This window comes from Nonomuraea sp. NPDC049725 (assembly GCF_040674795.1).
Taxonomy (GTDB): domain Bacteria; phylum Actinomycetota; class Actinomycetes; order Streptosporangiales; family Streptosporangiaceae; genus Nonomuraea; species Nonomuraea ceibae.
The window spans coordinates 259,316-276,621 of sequence record NZ_JBFANJ010000007.1; the positions used below are offsets into that span (position 1 = coordinate 259,316).

At 72.1% G+C, this 17,306-nt stretch carries 20 protein-coding genes; 15 read left to right on the forward strand and 5 right to left on the reverse strand.

The features are described 5' to 3' along the window. Nucleotides 1–4: 4 nt before the first annotated feature. Nucleotides 5–823, reverse strand: a complete 819-nt coding sequence (locus tag AB0J53_RS20610) for a PIG-L family deacetylase (protein WP_308126012.1) — start codon at nucleotides 821–823, stop codon at nucleotides 5–7. Nucleotides 824–861: 38 nt separating this feature from the next. Here AB0J53_RS20610 and AB0J53_RS20615 point away from each other — a divergent pair, with 38 nt between their 5' ends. Genes AB0J53_RS20615 through AB0J53_RS20625 form a run of 3 tightly spaced genes read left to right on the forward strand, consistent with a single transcriptional unit; the run spans nucleotide 862 to nucleotide 2,683 of the window. After that, nucleotides 862–1,968 (forward strand): glycosyltransferase family 4 protein, encoded by a 1,107-nt coding sequence (locus AB0J53_RS20615; protein WP_364174424.1) that lies wholly within the window; start codon nucleotides 862–864, stop codon nucleotides 1,966–1,968. Between the two features lie 23 nt (nucleotides 1,969–1,991). Then, complete coding sequence (locus tag AB0J53_RS20620; protein ID WP_364174427.1) at nucleotides 1,992–2,225, forward strand: hypothetical protein; 234 nt, start codon at nucleotides 1,992–1,994, stop codon at nucleotides 2,223–2,225. Then, a complete protein-coding gene (locus AB0J53_RS20625) occupies nucleotides 2,222–2,683 on the forward strand; it encodes a hypothetical protein (RefSeq protein ID WP_364174429.1) in 462 nt (153 codons plus the stop codon). The genes AB0J53_RS20620 and AB0J53_RS20625 overlap by 4 nt, the downstream gene beginning before the upstream one ends. A 2-nt stretch (nucleotides 2,684–2,685) precedes the next feature. Here AB0J53_RS20625 and AB0J53_RS20630 read toward each other — a convergent pair whose 3' ends face one another. Together AB0J53_RS20630 and AB0J53_RS20635 are read right to left on the reverse strand one after the other, a co-directional pair. Further along, nucleotides 2,686–4,176: a DUF2079 domain-containing protein gene (locus tag AB0J53_RS20630; RefSeq protein WP_308126010.1), complete on the reverse strand. Its 1,491-nt coding sequence runs from the start codon at nucleotides 4,174–4,176 to the stop codon at nucleotides 2,686–2,688. 37 nt (nucleotides 4,177–4,213) lie between these two features. After that, on the reverse strand, nucleotides 4,214–4,591 hold the full coding sequence (locus tag AB0J53_RS20635; RefSeq protein WP_219510233.1) for a hypothetical protein: 378 nt from the start codon (nucleotides 4,589–4,591) through the stop codon (nucleotides 4,214–4,216). Nucleotides 4,592–4,711: 120 nt separating this feature from the next. Here AB0J53_RS20635 and AB0J53_RS20640 point away from each other — a divergent pair, with 120 nt between their 5' ends. Together AB0J53_RS20640 and AB0J53_RS20645 are read left to right on the forward strand one after the other, a co-directional pair. Then, nucleotides 4,712–5,806: an NAD(P)/FAD-dependent oxidoreductase gene (locus AB0J53_RS20640; protein ID WP_364174434.1), complete on the forward strand. Its 1,095-nt coding sequence runs from the start codon at nucleotides 4,712–4,714 to the stop codon at nucleotides 5,804–5,806. Between the two features lie 61 nt (nucleotides 5,807–5,867). Beyond that, entirely contained in the window at nucleotides 5,868–6,980 is a 1,113-nt protein-coding gene (locus AB0J53_RS20645; RefSeq protein WP_364174437.1) for an aromatic ring-hydroxylating dioxygenase subunit alpha, read from the forward strand. Here the strand turns inward: AB0J53_RS20645 and AB0J53_RS20650 are convergent. Then, a complete protein-coding gene (locus AB0J53_RS20650; protein ID WP_246646102.1) occupies nucleotides 6,947–7,504 on the reverse strand; it encodes a DUF1707 domain-containing protein in 558 nt (185 codons plus the stop codon). The two genes, AB0J53_RS20645 and AB0J53_RS20650, sit on opposite strands and share 34 nt — an antisense overlap. Before the next feature lie 180 nt (nucleotides 7,505–7,684). Between AB0J53_RS20650 and AB0J53_RS20655 the strand changes: the two genes are divergently transcribed. After that, the gene (locus AB0J53_RS20655; protein WP_364174440.1) at nucleotides 7,685–8,638 is read left to right on the forward strand and encodes an anti-sigma factor RsbA family regulatory protein; all 954 of its coding nucleotides are present in this window, start codon (nucleotides 7,685–7,687) and stop codon (nucleotides 8,636–8,638) included. Here the strand turns inward: AB0J53_RS20655 and AB0J53_RS20660 are convergent. Next, on the reverse strand, nucleotides 8,623–9,597 hold the full coding sequence (locus tag AB0J53_RS20660) for an aldo/keto reductase (RefSeq protein ID WP_364174443.1): 975 nt from the start codon (nucleotides 9,595–9,597) through the stop codon (nucleotides 8,623–8,625). The two genes, AB0J53_RS20655 and AB0J53_RS20660, sit on opposite strands and share 16 nt — an antisense overlap. Nucleotides 9,598–9,876: 279 nt before the next feature. Between AB0J53_RS20660 and AB0J53_RS20665 the strand changes: the two genes are divergently transcribed. From AB0J53_RS20665 to AB0J53_RS20705, 9 genes are all read left to right on the forward strand, one after another. Continuing rightward, complete coding sequence (locus tag AB0J53_RS20665; RefSeq protein WP_364174446.1) at nucleotides 9,877–10,503, forward strand: DUF998 domain-containing protein; 627 nt, start codon at nucleotides 9,877–9,879, stop codon at nucleotides 10,501–10,503. Between the two features lie 81 nt (nucleotides 10,504–10,584). Further along, nucleotides 10,585–11,043 (forward strand): universal stress protein, encoded by a 459-nt coding sequence (locus AB0J53_RS20670; protein ID WP_219510226.1) that lies wholly within the window; start codon nucleotides 10,585–10,587, stop codon nucleotides 11,041–11,043. A gap of 176 nt (nucleotides 11,044–11,219) precedes the next feature. Further along, complete coding sequence (locus AB0J53_RS20675; protein WP_364174449.1) at nucleotides 11,220–12,497, forward strand: APC family permease; 1,278 nt, start codon at nucleotides 11,220–11,222, stop codon at nucleotides 12,495–12,497. 119 nt (nucleotides 12,498–12,616) lie between these two features. Continuing rightward, nucleotides 12,617–13,129 (forward strand): TrmH family RNA methyltransferase, encoded by a 513-nt coding sequence (locus tag AB0J53_RS20680; RefSeq protein ID WP_219510224.1) that lies wholly within the window; start codon nucleotides 12,617–12,619, stop codon nucleotides 13,127–13,129. A gap of 44 nt (nucleotides 13,130–13,173) precedes the next feature. Next, nucleotides 13,174–13,797, forward strand: a complete 624-nt coding sequence (locus tag AB0J53_RS20685) for a DsbA family oxidoreductase (RefSeq protein WP_364174453.1) — start codon at nucleotides 13,174–13,176, stop codon at nucleotides 13,795–13,797. 104 nt (nucleotides 13,798–13,901) lie between these two features. Then, on the forward strand, nucleotides 13,902–14,879 hold the full coding sequence (locus AB0J53_RS20690) for a phosphotriesterase-related protein (RefSeq protein ID WP_364174456.1): 978 nt from the start codon (nucleotides 13,902–13,904) through the stop codon (nucleotides 14,877–14,879). A 41-nt stretch (nucleotides 14,880–14,920) separates the two neighbouring features. Next, the gene (locus tag AB0J53_RS20695) at nucleotides 14,921–15,307 is read left to right on the forward strand and encodes an STAS domain-containing protein (RefSeq protein WP_219510221.1); all 387 of its coding nucleotides are present in this window, start codon (nucleotides 14,921–14,923) and stop codon (nucleotides 15,305–15,307) included. Between the two features lie 10 nt (nucleotides 15,308–15,317). Beyond that, nucleotides 15,318–16,211, forward strand: a complete 894-nt coding sequence (locus AB0J53_RS20700; protein ID WP_364174459.1) for a sigma-70 family RNA polymerase sigma factor — start codon at nucleotides 15,318–15,320, stop codon at nucleotides 16,209–16,211. A gap of 97 nt (nucleotides 16,212–16,308) precedes the next feature. Further along, the gene (locus AB0J53_RS20705; RefSeq protein ID WP_364174462.1) at nucleotides 16,309–16,770 is read left to right on the forward strand and encodes a hypothetical protein; all 462 of its coding nucleotides are present in this window, start codon (nucleotides 16,309–16,311) and stop codon (nucleotides 16,768–16,770) included. The last annotated feature ends 536 nt before the right edge of the window (nucleotides 16,771–17,306 follow it).

Sequence of the window (17,306 nt, forward strand, 5' to 3'; positions counted from 1 at the left end):
CCGGTTACTTGGGCCATCGGTCGAAGGGATGACGCAGCCTCGTACCCGGGGGCAGGTCGCGGCGGACGAACCACTCGGTGCCGAACACCAGCCGGTAGAGCGGCCCCGGCACCTTGAGCATCACGGCCAGCGTGCGGTCGGTGTCGCCGCCGGTCGCCTGCGAGGCGTGGGCCTCCATCGCCGCCCGCTTCTGCCGGGCGTAGCGGCGCACGTTGACGCGGTGGGTGATGGTCTCGCCGGAGGAGTAGGCGCTCTCGAACGTGCGCACGTCGAACTCCGGCGGGAACCGGTAGACCTTGCCCGCCGCCTTGAGCAGCTTGACCAGCGGGTCGCGGTTGACCGTCGCCTCCAGCACGACCCGCGTGCCGGCGATCTCCGCCGCGCGCCTGCCCACCCGGTGCACCTGCACGTGGTCGGGATGGCCGTAGCCGCCCGCCGGGTCGTAGATCGACAGCAGGTCGGCGTTCTCCTCCTGGAGGATGGCGGCCAGCGCGGTGGCGGCCTTCTCCGTGTCGGCGTCGATGAAGGCGTTGTCGGGCCGCTCCTCGGCGATGCCGCCCTTCGGGCTCAGGCCCGAGTCGCCGTAGCCCAGGCACTCGACGCGGGCGCAGCCGAGCGCGGCGGCCGAGGCGTAGAGCTCCTTCATGCGGGTCTCGCCGAGCGCCTCGCCCGGCCGGATCTCCGCCAGGCCGCGCTCGCCCGCGGTGGCCACCACGAGCACCACGCGGTGCCCTTCGGCCGCGAGCATCGCCATCGTGCCCGCCGTCAGCAGGGCCTCGTCGTCGGGGTGGGCATGGAAGAACACAGCGGTACGTGGAGGCACAGGCCCAGATTAGTCTGGGAGGGGTGCGGATCTTTCACGTGAGTGACTGTTACCTGCCGAGACTCGGGGGAATCGAGGTGCAGGTCGCCGATCTCGTGCGAATGCAGCGCGAGTCCGGACACGAGGTGGAGCTGGCCACCGCCACCCGGGGCGAGGTGCTGCCCGGTGTGCACCGGATCGTGGCGCGTGTCCCGTTCGACCTGCCGGTGCACCCGGCGGGCGTGAGGCATCTCACCCGCCGCCTGGCCGGGTCCCGGCCCGACGTGGTGCACGTGCACACGGGGGCCGTCTCGCCGTTCGCCTGGCAGGGCGTGCGCGCCGCCGTCCGGCTCGGGCTGCCGTGCGTGGTGACGGTCCACAGCATGTGGGATCCGGTCACGCGCGCCCTCTACCGGCTGCTCGGCACGGCGTACGGGTGGCAGCGGTGGGGGCTGGTGGCCACCACGGTCAGCAACGCGGCGGCGGTTCCGATCCGCGCGGTCGCCGGGCCCCGGGTGCCGGTGCACGTGGTGTCCAACGGGCTGGACCTGTCGGGCTGGCGCCGCTTCCCCGCCGAGAGCGGCCCCGACGACCGGGGCGAGGTGCACGTCGTGGCCGTCGGCAGGCTGGCCCCGCGCAAGCATCCGGTACGCCTGCTCAAGCTGCTGGAGCTGGCCAGGTCGCGGGTCCCGGCGGAGATCCCGCTGCGCGCGACCGTGGTCGGCGACGGCCCGGCCCGCGCCTCGATGGAGCGCTACCTGGCCCGGCACGACATGACCGGCTGGGTGTCGCTGCCGGGCCGCCACACCCGCGAGCAGATCGCCAAGGTGCTGGAGTCGGCCGACGTGTTCGTGGCCCCGGCGCCGCGCGAGTCGTTCGGCATCGCCGCCCTGGAGGCGCGCGCGGCCGGGCTGCCGGTGGTGGCGCGGTCGCAGAGCGGGGTGGCCGACTTCGTCAGCGACGGCACCGAGGGCCTGCTCGGCCCCGACGTGAACGCGCTGGCCGACGCCGTGGCCAGGCTCAGCGTGGACCGCGAGCTGCGTGAGCGGATCACCCGGCACAACCGCGCCACGCCGCCGGCGGCGGGCTCGTGGCCCGCGGTCCTGGCCGGGTTCGACCGGGCTTACGCGGAGGCGACCGCCCGACCGCCCGCCCGCCCGAATTGAGGTATATTGTTACCATGGTAACAGTGGAGCGGACCCAGACCGGTCTCCGGGTGGAGAAGAACCTGCTCAAGGTCCTCAAGGGTCTGGCGGAATACCTGGACATGTCCCTGGGCGACCTCGTCGAGGGCATCACGCTCCACGCCTTCGAGGGGCGGGCGCCGTTCTCGCCCGAGACGCTCGGCAAGATCGACCAGCTCAAGTCCGTCTACGGCCTCACCCTGACCGCCGACGACGCGCACCGGCTGGTCACCCGGTGACGGGGGTGCAGTATTCGCTCAGCGGCCTGGTCACGGTGCCGCTGCCGCCCGCCGAGGCGCTGCTGCTGTTCACGCCGCGCGGCGAGGAGCGCTGGGTCAAGGGCTGGCGGCCGCGCTTCCCGATGCCCGCCGACGACGACTGCGCGCCCGGCACGGTCTTCGAGACCGACACCCACGGCGAGCGCACCACCTGGATCGTGGTCGACCGCCAGGAGGGCCGCCGCGTCTGCTACGCCCGCGTCACGCCCGGCTCCCGGGCCGGCACGGTCACCGTGACCGTCACCGGCGACACCCGGGGCGGCAGCACGGCCGAGGTCGTCTACGACCTCACCGCCCTGTCCCCGCAGGGCGCCCGCGAGCTGCGCGGATTCGCCGACGGCTACGCCGACTACCTGCGCGGCTGGCAGACCGCCATCGCCGAGCACCTCAGCGCACCGGAGGCCGTGACCCCCGGCTGAGGTCATGGAGCCCGGTTGAGCACCACGTAGCCGTCACGCTCGAACACCTTCGTGTAGCCCTCCGCCATCAGCCTGCCCACCTGGGCGAACTGCTCCTCGGCGGTGCCGAACGGGAACTCCCAGCGGGCCGTGTCGGCCACCACCCAGGGCGCGCCCTGCGGCCGTCCCGTCCACAGCAGGACCGTGGCGCGGCTGCTCAGGGCGGGCCCGACGGAGTTGGCCGCCTCGACCGTCACCCCCGACGGCACGTGCGCGACCGCCGCCTCGGCCGCGGCCGTCTTGACCGGGTCGCCCTTGTAGAAGGCGGGATGGTAGAGCTGGTCCAGGGCGAACCTCGGCACCAGCGTGACCGCCACCGCGCACACCGCCACCGCCCACGCCAGCGTCAGCGACCGGTCGCCGGGCCGCTTGACCCAGCGCAGCAGCCGGGCCAGCCCGTCCACGCCCGCGCAGAACAGGATCGCCACCGTGAAGGCGTTGTACTGGAAGTCCGCCTGCCACCACAGATGACGGTCGGCCAGCATGCGTTCGAGCACGTGCGGCAGCGCCACCAGCGACAGCGGCGACAGCAGGCACAGCAGCAGCGTCGGCCACGCCAGCAGGAACAGCGTGTCGACCTTGGCCTCCTCGCTGAAGGGCAGCAGCAGCGCGGCGAGCGGATCGCGCAGCATCGTCAGCACCGCGCCCGGCACGTCCGGCCCGAGATGGCCGTAGGCCCAGAAGTCGGATGCCTGCCCGCCCAGCATCGGGACGAGCGCGCCCCGGGTCAGCATCACCCCGCCCAGCCCCACGGCCGCGCAGCACACGCCGCGGAAGCGGTCGCCCACGGCGAACAGGTAGGCGCCGAACCCGATCACCATCAGCCCCATGTCCTCCTTGACCAGGAGGAGCGTGAACAGGGCCACGAAGGCGGGCAGGTGCCGGCCGGCCTGGTAGCGCTCGATCGCGACGGCGGTCAGCAGCGGCACGAACATGACCTCGTGCGCGTCGAACGCCACCGCCTGCGCCACCGGCCACGACAGCGCGTAGGCCAGCGCGACCAGGTAGGCGGGGCCGAGACCCAGCACGCGGCGGGTGAACAGCCAGATGAACGGGATCGCCGCCGCGAACAGCAGCGCCTGCGCCACGATCAGCGACCCGGGCCCGTCGTGCACCCAGTAGAAAGGCGCCAGCAGCGCGTAGATGGGCGAGAAGTGGTCGGCGAGCTGGAGGTAGTCCAGCCCCCGGTCGTGGAAGGCGCCGAGGACCGGCGCGTACGGGAGCCGGAAGGACGCGTAGTTGCGCACGGTCTGGTCGAGGATGACCAGGTCGAAGGTGCTGGTGCGGTAGGTGGCCAGCTCCACCAGGCCGATCACGGCGTACGCGACGGCCGACACCAGGCTGAGGAGCCCGACCCGCAGGCGGTCGCCCCTCAGCCAGGGGTTGAACCGGGTCATGAAACCGGAGAGAGTGGCGCCGACCTTGGGCCGCCCCACCAGCGTGTCGCCCGTCACGGGCAGCAAGACTAGACCGGTTTCATGCGGAACGTCATCAGCTGCAGGCGCCCTGGATCTTCGTCGCGGAGCTCTGGAGCTTGGTGACGGCGTCCATGGCGGCGGTCGGGTTCGCAGCGTCGATCTTGATGCTCTCCATGCCGCTGGCCATCTCGTCGAGGGCCGAGCGGAGCTCGCCGTCATAGTCGGCGGCCAGGGTCTTGATCTTGCCGGCGGCCTCCTGGCCGGCCTTCTCCATGGCGGAGGGGTCGGTGGCGGCGCCCGCGACCGAGGTGCTGAAGCCGTTCATGATCGTGGTGACCTCGCTGGCGACCTTGTTGCAGTCGACCGCGGTGCCGATCGCGCCGCACGCGGTGGTGAGGCCGGCAAGGGTGAGCGTCGCGATCGCGATCGCGATGCGGCGAGGGGGAGTCATGGTCTTGCCCTTCGTTGGTGTAGGAACGAGGGGACAGTATGGCGCAAACCTTGACCGACGCTTGCACCCCACTAGCATCATCGATATCAAGCCGACGTAAAGCGGGTATCTGTCCTCTTCGTGAGAGTGGTCGTGATCGGGGCGGGCGTGGCGGGTCTCGCTCTCGCGCGCGCTCTGATGGGCGGCGGGCACGAGGTCGAGGTGTTCGAGGAGGCCCCGGAGCCGCGTACGGCCGGCGGGTCCGTCACGCTCTGGCCGGGCAGCACCGCGATCCTGCGCGAGCTCGGCATCGACGCCGCCGCCGCCGGGCGGCGGCTGGAGACGCTGGAGTCCTGGTCGGCGCGGGGGCGGATGCTCAGCGCCGCCGACCTCACCGACGCCGAGCGCGCCTACGGCCATCCCACCGTGCACGTGGCGCGCGGCGAGCTGGTCGCGCTGCTCGCCGAGGGCGTCCCGGTCACGTACGGCGCCGCCGCCGAGGACGTCGACCCCGGCGGCGCGCGGGCGCGGCTGGCCGGCGGCCGGACGGTCCGCGGCGACGTGCTGGTGGGCGCGGACGGGCGCCGGTCGGCGGTCCGGCACGCCATGCTGGGCGGCGATCCCGCGCGGCTCAGCGGCTGGGCGACCTGGCAGGGGTTCACCACCGAGCCGACCGCGCTCATGGGCGCGGGCCGGGCCGTCCTGATCTCCGGCGGGGGCGGGCTGTGCGGGCTGATCCCGGCGGGCGGCGGGCGGCTGCTGTGGTGGTTCGACGTGCGCACGGCTCCCGGCAGGCCGCTGTGGGGCGACGACCCCGACCCGGTGGGGAAGCTGCGGCGGCTGTTCGGCGACCTGCCCGACCCGGTGCCGCGCATCCTCGCCACGATGACCGCGCCCGAGTTCTTCCCGCACCACACGTGGAAGATCCCGGACGTGTGGGGGCGCGGGCCGACCACGCTGGCCGGCGACTCGGCGCACACCATGCCGCCGACCCTGGCGCAGGGCGCCAACCAGGCGCTGGAGGACGCCTGGCTGCTGGCGCGCTCCGTCACCGGCGACCTGCGCGCCTACGAGCGGGCCCGCGCCAGGATGGTGCGCCGCTCGGCCGTGCTCGCCGGGATCGAGATCACCAACCGGCACGAGCCGCTGGCCCGGCTGGTGCCGAAACGGGTCGCGACCGGCCTGTGCACCCGGTGGCTCAGGTGGGCCAGCGGCTACCTCTTGACAGCCTCCTAGGCCAAGCTGACTATTCGCATATAGGGCAACTCGGTGCGTATTACGCAACAAGGAGTGTCTGTTGACCAGCACATCGAGCCTGATCTCCACGCTGCCCGGACGCTCCTACACCGACCCCGAGGTGTTCGCCCGCGAGCAGGCCCTGATCTTCGAATCGCTCTGGTTCTGCGCGGTCAGATCCGCCGAGCTCGCTGCCCCGGGCGCGTTCCGCACCGTCCAGGCCGGGCGCGAGAGCGTCATCGTGGTGCGGGGCCGCGACGGGCTGCTGCGGGCCTTCCTCAACGTCTGCCGGCACCGCGGCGCGCGGCTGTGCCTGGAGGAGGGCGGCGAGGTCAGGCGGACGATCCGGTGCGCCTACCACGCCTGGTCCTACGACCTCGACGGCACGCTGGCGGCGGCGCCCAACCTGGCGAGGATGCCGGACGTCGACCGGGTCGCCTACGGCCTGGTGCCCGTGGCGCTGCGCGAATGGCTCGGCTACGCGTGGATCTGCCTGGCCGGCGAGCCGCCCCCGTTCGAGGAGAGCGTGACGCGCGCCGCCACCGAACGGCTCGGCGACCCGGCCGCCATCGAGCGCTACCACGCCGACGAGCTCGCCGTGGGCCGCCGCGTCCGCTACGACGTGCGCGCCAACTGGAAGCTCATCGTCGAGAACTTCATGGAGTGCTACCACTGCGCGACCATCCACCCCGAGCTCACGGCGGTGCTGCCGGAGTTCGCCGGAGGATACGCGGCCCAGTACTACGTCGGGCACGGCGCCGCGTTCGCCGAGCGGGCCGAGGGGTTCACCGTCGACGGCGCCGCCGGGTTCGGCAAGCTGCCCGGCGTCGCGCCCGAGCAGGACCGGCGCTACTACGCGGTCACCGTCAAGCCGCAGGTCTTCGTCAACCTGGTGCCCGACCACGTGATCGTGCACCGGATGTTCCCGCTGGCGGCCGACCGCACGATCGTGGAGTGCGACTGGCTCTACCACCCCGACGTGGTCGCCTCGGGGGCCGACCTGTCACGCTCCGTCGAGCTGTTCCACCGGGTCAACGAGCAGGACTTCGACGCCTGCGAGCGGACCCAGCTCGGCATGTCGTCACGCGCCTACGCCGACGGCGGCGTGCTGGTGCCCAGCGAGCACCACATCTCCGCGTTTCACGACTGGGTGAACCAGCGCTTGCGCGGATAGCGGACCGCGAGCGCGCCGTACTTGGTCTCGCCCGTCACCACCACGTGCAGCACCCCGGGCCGCTGACGCCCGGGCACGTCGGCGGTGGAGGTGGTGCCGTACGTGGTGCGGAACCCGTCGACGTTGGCCGAGGCGCCCGGCGGCAGCACGATCTTGGCCGAGCCGTACTTGAGATCGAGCTCGACCTCCACCACGGGATGGGCGATGACCGCCTGGCTGAAGTCGAGGTGGACGCCGCCGTGCTTGGAGACGGCCCGCAGCCGGCGCGGCACCGCCCAGTCGCCGGCGCGCTTGAGCTCGTCATGCTTGGTCTCCAGCACGACCACGTCGTCGGCCTGCGGCGTGTCGGCGGGCAGGTCCTCGACGACCTTGACCAGGTCGCTCTGGACCTTGGCACTCAGCGCCCGTTCGAGCCGGTCCTCCAGCTCGAACTGGTCCAGGCGCCCCTCGGTGAAGGCGCGCTGCAACTGCTGGGTGACGAGTTCCCGATCCGCGTCGGATGCGCGGATCTGCATTTCCGACATGTCTTGAGCATAGGGTCGCATCGGTCAGAACGGGAGTGGACGGCCTGCGGGGGTACGCAGATCGAGGGGGAGCGGGCGGCGAGGGGGCCGGGGCCGCTGTACGATCTGAAGTCTCTTCACACTGAATAGCTACCCAACACTCGGCCTTGATGACCCCAACGCCGGGTAGCGTGAAAGGCGATGTTGGCAGACCCGTTCGTGCACCCGGCACTCTTCTACAGAGGCGATCGGGAATACGTTGCTGCCACGACCCGGTTCATCCGCGAGGGCCTGGACGCCGGCGAGCCCGTGGCCGTCGCCGTTCCGGCGCGTAACCTCGAGCTGATCGAGGCCGTGCTGGGCGCCGATGCCGCCCGTGTGACCATGCTCGACATGCTCAAGGCGGGGCGCAATCCCGGCCGGATCATCCCCGGCGTGCTGCGCGACTTCGCCGACCGCCATCCCGGCGAGCACGTGCGCATCATCGGCGAGCCGATCTGGCCCGGGCGCAGCGCGACCGAATACCCGGCGTGCGCCCAGCACGAGGCGCTGATCAACTACGCGTTCCGGGGCAGGCAGGTCACGATCCTGTGCCCGTACGACCTGGACGGGCTCGACCCCGAGGTCATCCGCGAGGCCGAGCTCACCCACCCCGTGCTGCTCGACGAGGAGGGGGAGCGCGTCAGCGACCTCTACGCTCCTCAGGCGGTCGTCGACGGGCACAACCGCCCGCTCGACGAGCCGGGCGAGCACGTCGCGCTCCGCTTCGACCGCCACAACCTGGCGGCGGCCCGCCTGCTCGCCGGTGAGGTGGGCGACAAGCTGGGGTTCACCGGCGAGCGGCTCGACGACATCCGGCTGGTCGTCGCCGAGCTCAGCGCCAACAGCCTCGACCACGGCGGCGGCGCCGGCGTGATCCGCGTGTGGCACGCCGACGGCCGGCTGGTCTGCGAGGTGAGCGACGCCGGGCACATCACCGACCCGCTGGCCGGGCGCGCCCCCGTCGACCCGCGCGTGCCCGGCTCGCGCGGGCTGCTCATCGTCAACCTGCTGAGCGACCTTGTCCGCGTGCACACCCGGGCCGGGGCCACCGCCATCCGGGCCTACTTCGACCTGCCCGGACGGCGCTCCGTGCCCGCTCAGGACTCCAGGTAGGCCATGTCGGCGTAGCGGTCGCCGCGCACCGCGTCGGCGGGCACCGCCCGCTCCAGCGCGGCGAGCTGCTCGGCGGTCAGCTCGATGTCCGCGGCCGCCGCGTTCTCCTCCAGGTAGCGCAGCCGCTTGGTGCCCGGGATCGGCACCACGTCGCGCCCCTGGGCGAGCACCCAGGCCAGCGCGAGCTGCGCCGTCGTCACCCCGGCCGCCTCGGCGATCCTGGTGACCTCGGCGACCATGGCGGCGTTGTGCTCGGCGTTCTGTCCCGTGTTGCGCGGCATCCACTTGCGGAAGTCGTCGTCGGGCAGCTCGTCGGCCGGCGGCATGGCGCCGGTGAGGAAGCCCCGGCTGATCGGCGAGTAGGCGACCAGCGCCACGCCCAGCTCGCGGGCCGTGGGCAGGATCTCCGCCTCCAGGCCCCGGGTGAACAGCGAGTACTCGCTCTGCAGCGCGGCGATCGGGTGCACGGCCGCCGCCCGGCGCAGCGTCGCCGCGCTCACCTCCGACAGCCCGAGATGGCGTACCTTGCCCTGCTGGACGAGCTCGGCCATCGCGCCGACCGAGTCCTCGACGGGCACGTCCGGGTTGCGGCGGTGCATGTAGTAGAGGTCGATGTGGTCGACGCCGAGCCGGCGCAGCGAGGCGTCGCAGGCCGTCCGGATGTAGTCGGGGCTGTTCTCGATCGTGCGGGCGCCGCCGGCGCGGTTCACGCCGAACTTGGTGGCGAGCACGACCTCGTCCCGGCGGCCCTTGATCGCCCGGCCCACCAGCTCCTCGTTGTGCCCGCTGCCGTACATGTCGGCGGTGTCCAGAAAATTCATGCCCAGGTCGAGGGCGCGGTGAATGACCGAGATCGACTCCGCCTCGTCGCCCTTGCCGTAGAACTCCGACATGCCCATGCAGCCCAGCCCCAGAGCCGAGACCTCCGGGCCGTCCGTGCCGAGTGTGCGCCTGTTCATCCGTGTCCCCTGTACATGTCGATCGTGTGGTCCAGGGCCGCTCCCCGACCGCCTCCGGGCCTTCCTGAGCAGCTCATGCATCCAGGGTCGCCCTTTGAGCGCGCTCCAAGTCAAATCCCTACTCCCCCTGAGGGGGCAATCCCTACCAGGGTCTGTATCCCCGCAGGTCATCATGCCCCTGACAGGGGTATTAAGACCGAAGTAGTAGGGGATTCCTCAGGGCCCGCCGGGGGTGATCTCCGATACTCCGCGAAGCCGGATTCCGCCACGTTTGTAGGCATGAAGGGTTTGCTTGTCAGCGGATTCACGGCCATCGGCACCGGCGCGGGCGCCATGTTCACCCTGCACGCCGAGACGGGGCTGGACCCGATGCACACGGTGATCAGCGAGTACGCCTTCCAGGCGGCCGGCTGGCTGCTGCCGCTGTCGCTGACCCTGTTCGCCGTGGGCTCGACGCTGATCGCCGAGGCCGTGCGCCGGGCCGGGGCGGACCGCCGCGTCGTCGCCCTGCTGCTGGTGTGGGGCGCGAGCATGTTCCTCATCGGCGCGTTCCCGACCGACCCGCCAGGCGTCGAGCTGTCGCTGTCGGGCGCCGTCCACCGCTACGCCGCCTTCGTCGCCTTCCTGGTCATGCCCGTCGCGGGACTGCTGCTGGCCAGGGCCCGCGTCCGCCACGCCCGCGCCGTCCGCGTGCTCAGCACCATCGCCCTGGTCGCCCTGGTCGCCGTCGTGATCCCGTACGTGGTCCGGATGTTCGGCATCCCGCTGGCCAACGAGGACTTCCCCGCCGGGCTGATCCAGCGCACCGTGGTCGTCACCGAGCTCGCCGTCCTCGCCCTGGCCGGGATGTCGGCGCTCAACCCCGCCGCCCGCCGCGTGCCCGCCCTCGCCCGCCCCCTTGCCTGAGCCCTTGCCTGAGCAGGAGTGAACGGCTCTCCCTCGGTTAGAGGGGGAGCCTGACACTTTGCTTTGCACGGAGGTACCGGCATGACCATCCTGATCGCCTACGACGGCTCCGACGACGCCAAGGCCGCCATCGCCTTCGCCGGCAAGATGTTCCCCGGGCGGCACGCGGTGGTGCTGACCGTGTGGGAGCGGCTGGCGATGACCTCCGCCCGGGCGTCCGCCGGGCTCATCATGACGATCGACAACTCCGCCGCCGAGGACGAGGCCATCGGCAAGGCCATGCGCGAGCTCGCCGAGCACGGCGCCTCCCTCGCCACCGAGGCCGGCCTGGACGCCACCCCGCGCTGCTCCTCCGACGCCGTGGCCGTCTGGGCCACGATCGTCGACACGGCCGACGAGCTGGACGCCGAGCTGATCGTCACCGGCACCCGGGGGCTCGGCGGTGTGCGCTCGCTCCTGCTGGGCAGCACCTCCGACCGCGTCCTGCACCACTCCCGCCGCCCCGTCCTCGTCGTCCCCGGACCGGAGTCCGGGGCCTGATCGTCCCCGTCCGCTGTCCGGGGGTTGATCGTCCCCGGAGCCCACCGTCCACCCACACCCGCTGGGCTCCGGGGCGCTCGTCGAAACGCCGCCCGCCATTTCCCCCGCGTATCCCGGGCCGATGGGAAAGTGTCGGCCCGATGGTGCAGAGTTGCCTCCTGGAACGAGGAGGGCGCGTGGCCGCAGGGCTGGCGAGAAGGTTGGGCACCGGCGACGCGGTGGTCGTCGGGCTCAGTGCCATGGTGGGCGCCGGCGTGTTCGCGGCCTTCGCCCCCGCCGCGCGGGCGGCCGGCACGTGGCTGCTCGCCGCGCTCGCCCTGGCCGGCCTGGTGGCCTACTGCAACGCGACCTCCTCGGCGCGCCTGGCCGCGCTCTACCCCGAGTCCGGCGGCACGTACGTCTACGGCAGGCGTCGCCTCGGCCCGTTCTGGGGCTACCTCGCGGGCTGGGGCTTCACGATCGGCAAGACCGCCTCCTGCGCCGCGATGGCGCTCACCTTCGGCGCCTACGCGGCCCCCGCGCTCGCCCGCCCGCTGGCCATCGCCGCCGTGGTGGTGCTCACCGCGCTCAACCTGTTCGGGGTGCAGCGCTCCGCCGCCGCGGCCCGGGTGATGGTGGCGTTCGTCCTGCTGGTGCTGGCCGGGGTGGTGCTGGCGGCCTTCGCGGGCGGCACACCCGGCGCCTCCCAGGTCACGGCCCTGGCCGCCGGGGCGCCCGCCGGCCTGGCCGCCCCCGGGCTGTGGGGAGTGCTCCAGGGCGCCGGGCTGCTGTTCTTCGCGTTCGCCGGATATGCGCGGATCGCCACGCTGGGGGAGGAGGTGCGCGATCCCGCCCGGACCATCCCGCGTGCCATCGGCATCGCGCTGGCCGTCACGTTCGTCGTCTACGCCCTGGTGGCGGTGGCCGCGCTCGGCACGCTGACCGCGTGGGGGCTGGCTGGCTCCGGCGCGCCGCTGGCCGACGTGGTGAGCGCGGCCGGGGCGGAGTGGATGCGGCCGGTGGTCGTCGCCGGCGCGGCGGTGGCGGCCCTCGGCGCGCTGCTCGCGCTCATGCTCGGGGTGTCGCGCACGGTCCTGGCGATGGCCAGGGAGCGTGACCTGCCCGGCGTGTTCGCCGCCGTCCACCCCGGAGCGCAGGTGCCGCGCCGGGCCGAGCTCGCCGTCGCGGCGGCGGTGATCGTCCTGCTGCTGGTCGCCGACCTGCGCGGGGCCATCGGGTTCTCCTCCTTCGGCGTGCTCGTCTACTACGCCGTCGCCAACGCCTCCGCGTTCACCCTGCGCCGCGACGAGGGTGCGCCGCCGAAGGCCGTGCCGGTGCTCGGGCTGGCCCTGTGCCTGCTGCTCGCCGCCACCCTCCCGCTCGCCTCCGTGCTCGCGGGCCTGGCCGTCTTCGCGGCCGGCGCCGTCCTCTGGGCCGTACGCCACCGCCTCCGGCAGGGCCGGCCGTCACCCTGACGCGCCTGGGCCGGGCGGGTCCGGCGGGGTTATGCTGGAGGCTCCCGTCGATGGCTCGGGCGTGCCGCTGAAAGCGCCCATCACATGAAGACCTCCGCGGAGGAGATCCGCCCGCGCGCATGAGCGGGGTCAGGGTCCGTACGAGCAAGGACCTCAAGTCCGCCCGGCGACGACGGCCACCCCGGTGCCTGGGGCACCTGACCGTCGCGCCGCTGTGGCCGATGCACACCGCCAATCTGGGCACGCTGCTGCGCACCTGCGACGCCGTCGGCGCGTGCCTGGCCGTGCCCCGGCTGCCGTGGGTGCCGGAGGCGCTGGCCAAGGGCAACACGCTGCGCGCCGGGGCCTGCGTCCACTGGGTGCGGCCGCTGCGCTGGCTCGCCGAACGCCGCGAGCGGGGCGAGCAGGTCGTCGGCGTCGAGCTGGCCGAGGAGGCCGTCCGGCTGGCCGACCTGCCCATGGCCAGGCAGCCGACCGTCGTCGTGCTCGGCCACGAGGCCGACGGCATCCCGCCCGAGGCACTCGACCTGCTCGACCTGGTCGTCGAGATCCCCATGATCGGCACCGGCGCGAGCCTGAACGTGGCCGTCGCCGGGTCGCTCGTCCTCTACAAGCTGGCCGGGTTCAGCTGAGCGAGGTTGACCCCAACCGTGGTTGAGGTTGCAGGATCGGGCGCATGAAGGTGGAAATCTACGCCGATGTGCTCTGTCCGTGGTGCTACATCGGCAAGAGGCGGCTGACGGCCGCCCTGGAGGCGGTCGCCGGCCGGGAGTCCGTCGAGCTCGTCTGGCGCGCCTACGAGCTGGCGCCGGAGCAGGGCCGCGTCCCCGGCCCGACCGCCGCCGAGGCGATGAGCGAATGGTGGGGCGACCAGGCGCCGGCCAGGGTCGCGCACATCCAGGCCCTGGGCGCGGCCGAGGGCCTGGAGCTCAACCTGGGGCTGGCCAGGCCGGTGAGCACGTTCGACGCGCACCGGCTCAACCTCCTCGCCGCCCGGCACGGGCTGGCCGCCGAGATGATGGAACGGCTGCTGCGCGCCTACCACACCGAGGGCCTGAACGTGGCCGACCCGGACGTGCTGCGCCGCCTCGGCGCGGAGGCGGGCCTGGACGCCGGCGAGGTCGACGTGGTGCTGACCGGCGACGCGCACGCCGACGACGTACGCGCCGACCGGCGCAGCGCGGCCGAGCGGGGCATCACGGGCGTCCCGACCCTGGTGATCGACGGCGGCCCGCCGGTCCCCGGCGTCCAGCCCGTCGCCGACCTGCGCCGCCTGCTGGAGCTCGCGCTGGCCAGGTGACCCGCGCCGGGCGCTCGCTGCGGGGATTGCCGGGCGCGTACGTTGACGTGCATGTGAGGCGGCTTTACATTGGCGCGGTCGGCCCAGCAGGCACGGAGGCCCCCATGACCACAGTCAGCACCGTCCGCGGGCCCGTCGAGGTCGACCGGCTCGGCCAGACGCTCATGCACGAGCACGTGTTCGTCACCTCCACCGAGCACCTGGACAACTACGGCAAAGGCGCCTGGTGGGACGAGGAGTTCCGGGTCGCCGACGCGATCACGAAGCTCAACGCGGTGGCGGCCAAAGGGGTCAGGACGATCGTCGACCCCACGGTGTGGGGGCTCGGGCGCTACATCCCCCGCATCCAGCGCATAGCGGCTGAAGTGCCCGATCTGCACATCATCGTCGCCACCGGCCTCTACACCTTCGACGAACTGCCCCACCAGTACGAACACCGGGGGCCGGGGCTGCTCATCGACATGCCGGACCCGATGATCGAGGACTTCGTCCGCGACCTGACCGAAGGCATCGCCGACACGGGCGTCAAGGCGGCGTTCCTCAAGTGCGTCGTCGAGCACAAGGGCCTGACGCCCGGCGTCGAGCGGGTCTGCCGCGCCGTCGCCCAGGCCCACCTGCGCACAGGCGCGCCGATCACCGTCCACACGAACTCGTTCACCCAGAGCGGGCTCCCGGCGCTCGACCTGTTCGCCAAGGAGGGCGTGAACCTGGCCAAGGTCGTGGTCGGCCACGCCGGTGACAGTAACGATTTGGATTACTTGATGAAGCTGGCCGACACCGGCGCCACGCTCGGCATGGACCGGTTCGGGCTCGACCTCTACAACCCGACGGCGCAGCGCGTGGCCACGATCGCCGCGCTGTGCCGCCGCGGCTACGCCGACCGGATGGTGCTCAGTCACGACGCCGCCTGCTTCAACGACTACTTTCCCGAGGCGTGGGACGAGACCCGCGACGCCCTGGCGCCCAACTGGAGATACGATCACATCCACGACGACGTGCTGGCCGCGCTGACGGAGTCTGGTGTGACCGGCGAGCAGATAGAACGGATGCTGGTGTTCAACCCCCGTCAACTGTTCTCGTAAAGTGGGGGGAAGGTAAGAGCAACGCAGGTAGGTGGAACTGGGTGACTTCGGACCAGGCCTTGTCGATCAGCCTCGGGCTTCAGGGGCCGTGTGTCATCGCAAGGCTGACCGGCGACTTCGATTTCGGCTCCGCGGCCGAGGTCCGTGATCGCGTCACCAAGGCGCTCGACCTGACCCAGCCGCCGATGCTCGTCATCGACATGCAGGCCGTCGCGGTCTGCGACTCCTCGGGCCTGTCTGTCCTGGTCTACCTGCACAAGGCCGTCACCGCCTCCGGCGGGCGGCTGCTGCTGTCCGGGCTCAACGGCAGGTGCAAGCACCTGTTCGCGATCACCGCGCTCGACAAGTTCTTCGACATCCGCACCACCGCCGAGCTCGCCATCGCCGAACTCAGCGAAGACGGGAATTCACCGCCGTTTACCGGGTAGTCGCCTCGGCATGCCGGTCCAAGAGCCCGATCTGCTCGGCCTTTACCTGAAGCAGATCGGCACGACCCCCTTGCTCACCGCCGCGGACGAAGTGGAGCTGGCCCAGCGGATCGAAGCCGGGCTGTACGCCGGGCATCTCATCGCCTCCGGCGCGGGCACCGCCGAGCTCGACCTCGTCCGCCGCGACGGGCAGCGTGCCAAGGACCTGCTCATCGGGTCCAACCTCCGGCTGGTGGTCGCCGCCGCCCGACGCTACGCCCACCGCGGGCTGCCGCTCGTCGACGTCATCCAGGAGGGCAACCTCGGGCTGATCAGGGCGGTGGAGAAGTTCGACTACCGGCGCGGCTACAAGTTCTCCACGTACGCGATGTGGTGGATCCGCCAGGCGATCGAACGGGGCATCCACGACAAGAGCCGCACCGTACGGCTGCCCGTCCACGTGGCGGAGGAGCTGGCGCGGCTGCTGCGGGCCGAACGCGCGCTCGCCGCCTCGCTCGGCCGCACGCCCGGCGACGACGAGCTGGCCGAGGCCGCCGGGCGCACGCCGGAGCAGGTGGCGGGGCTGCGCGGGCTCGCCAGGGACCCGGTCAGCCTGGACACGCCCGTCGGCGAGAACGGCGAGAGCAGCATCGGCGACCTGCTCGCCGACGAGGACGGGCCGCAGGTGCAGGAGCTGGCCGAACGGCGGGCGCTGAGCGTCTCGGTGAACGAGGTGATCACGTCGCTGCCGCCGAGGGAGGCGGTGATCCTCAGACTCCGGTACGGGCTCGCCGGGGAAGAGGTTTGGACTTATAGCGATATTGCGCGACAAATGGGGCTGACCCGGGAGCGGATCCGCCAACTGGAGAAGCAGGCGCTCAAGCGGCTCAGCAAGGACGGGCCGCTGCTCGCCTGGGCTTCGTAACCGTCCCGCTCCTTGATGTCGCCCGGCTGCCGGTGGTCAATGGAGATGCCGCCTTCAACTGGGGGAGGCGGCCGAACCGGTTCGCCATGGGGGCAACATGATCAGAAGTCTTGCCGGCGCGCTCTTAATCGCCACGGCCGCCGCGGGAGTGCTCGTCCCACCCGCCGAAGCCGCTGCCACGCGGGCCGCTGCAACGCGGACCGCCGCCGTCGCGTCCGTCACCGAGGCCGCGGCCGCCGTCGCGGCGAAACCGCACCTCATCCGCTACAAGATCTACTTCGGCCGGTGCAAGAACACCTGCCGCATCAAGGTCCGCATCACCAACACATCCAGCAAGCGCCTCTACTCGGTGAGCGTGAACGCCCGCCTCAAGGTCAACAACCGTAAGGTCGGATCCTGCCACGACTACGTCGGCCAGATCCGACCCAAGGGCGTCCGGTGGGGCGGATGCACCGTCCGGACCAGATCGCTGTCGAAGATGTGGAACCGCTGGCTCGACGGTGAGATCCGCTTCGACAAGCAGGTCAACACCGTCGTGCACTACGAGTATTACCGCTGACCCTGCTGCGTCGTCAGGCGGTGATCATCAGGGCGAGACCGATGAGCACCACGATCGGCACGACCCAGACGACAGCCTCGGCGGCGAACTCCTTGTACATGCAGAATCAATCTCCCTGTGCAACGCCCGAGCGGGGGCAGCGTAAACGTCACTGCGCAGCATAGCCGTCCCCGCGCCATGCGCAGAGCCCACCATCCCGGCCACCACCCGCGCCCGGGTTCGCGTGAGGGGCTCGGCACGACGCCCACCCCTTACGAGGCCCGCGTACGACGACCCGACCACCCCTTCGTGCGGCCGGGCGACGGCCGGTCCGGCCGTCCGCCCTCTCCCGGGAGCGGGGCGTCCGCTCGAACCGGCCGTCCGCCCCTCAGGGGGAGGGGGCATCCGGCCCGACCGGCTCCCCGCTTCTCTGGAGGAGGGGGCGCCCCGCCGGGTAGGACGTCCGCCGCTCCGGAGGGGGGCGTCCGGGAGGGCCCGGCCCGCCGTCCCTCCGGGGAGTGGGCTTCCGGTCGGGTCGGCCCGCCGTCCCTCCGGGG

What these genes read in the sequence shown, in the direction of transcription:
- AB0J53_RS20660 (WP_364174443.1), bottom strand. Translation starts at nt 9,597, where the DNA reads ATGAACAGGCGCACACTCGGCACGGACGGCCCGGAGGTCTCGGCTCTG.
- AB0J53_RS20705 (WP_364174462.1), top strand. Translation starts at nt 16,309, where the DNA reads ATGATCAGAAGTCTTGCCGGCGCGCTCTTAATCGCCACGGCCGCCGCG.
- AB0J53_RS20680 (WP_219510224.1), top strand. Translation starts at nt 12,617, where the DNA reads ATGAGCGGGGTCAGGGTCCGTACGAGCAAGGACCTCAAGTCCGCCCGG.
- AB0J53_RS20665 (WP_364174446.1), top strand. Translation starts at nt 9,877, where the DNA reads ATGAAGGGTTTGCTTGTCAGCGGATTCACGGCCATCGGCACCGGCGCG.
- AB0J53_RS20655 (WP_364174440.1), top strand. Translation starts at nt 7,685, where the DNA reads ATGTTGGCAGACCCGTTCGTGCACCCGGCACTCTTCTACAGAGGCGAT.
- AB0J53_RS20700 (WP_364174459.1), top strand. Translation starts at nt 15,318, where the DNA reads ATGCCGGTCCAAGAGCCCGATCTGCTCGGCCTTTACCTGAAGCAGATC.
- AB0J53_RS20635 (WP_219510233.1), bottom strand. Translation starts at nt 4,591, where the DNA reads ATGACTCCCCCTCGCCGCATCGCGATCGCGATCGCGACGCTCACCCTT.
- AB0J53_RS20670 (WP_219510226.1), top strand. Translation starts at nt 10,585, where the DNA reads ATGACCATCCTGATCGCCTACGACGGCTCCGACGACGCCAAGGCCGCC.
- AB0J53_RS20690 (WP_364174456.1), top strand. Translation starts at nt 13,902, where the DNA reads ATGACCACAGTCAGCACCGTCCGCGGGCCCGTCGAGGTCGACCGGCTC.
- AB0J53_RS20650 (WP_246646102.1), bottom strand. Translation starts at nt 7,504, where the DNA reads ATGTCGGAAATGCAGATCCGCGCATCCGACGCGGATCGGGAACTCGTC.
- AB0J53_RS20685 (WP_364174453.1), top strand. Translation starts at nt 13,174, where the DNA reads ATGAAGGTGGAAATCTACGCCGATGTGCTCTGTCCGTGGTGCTACATC.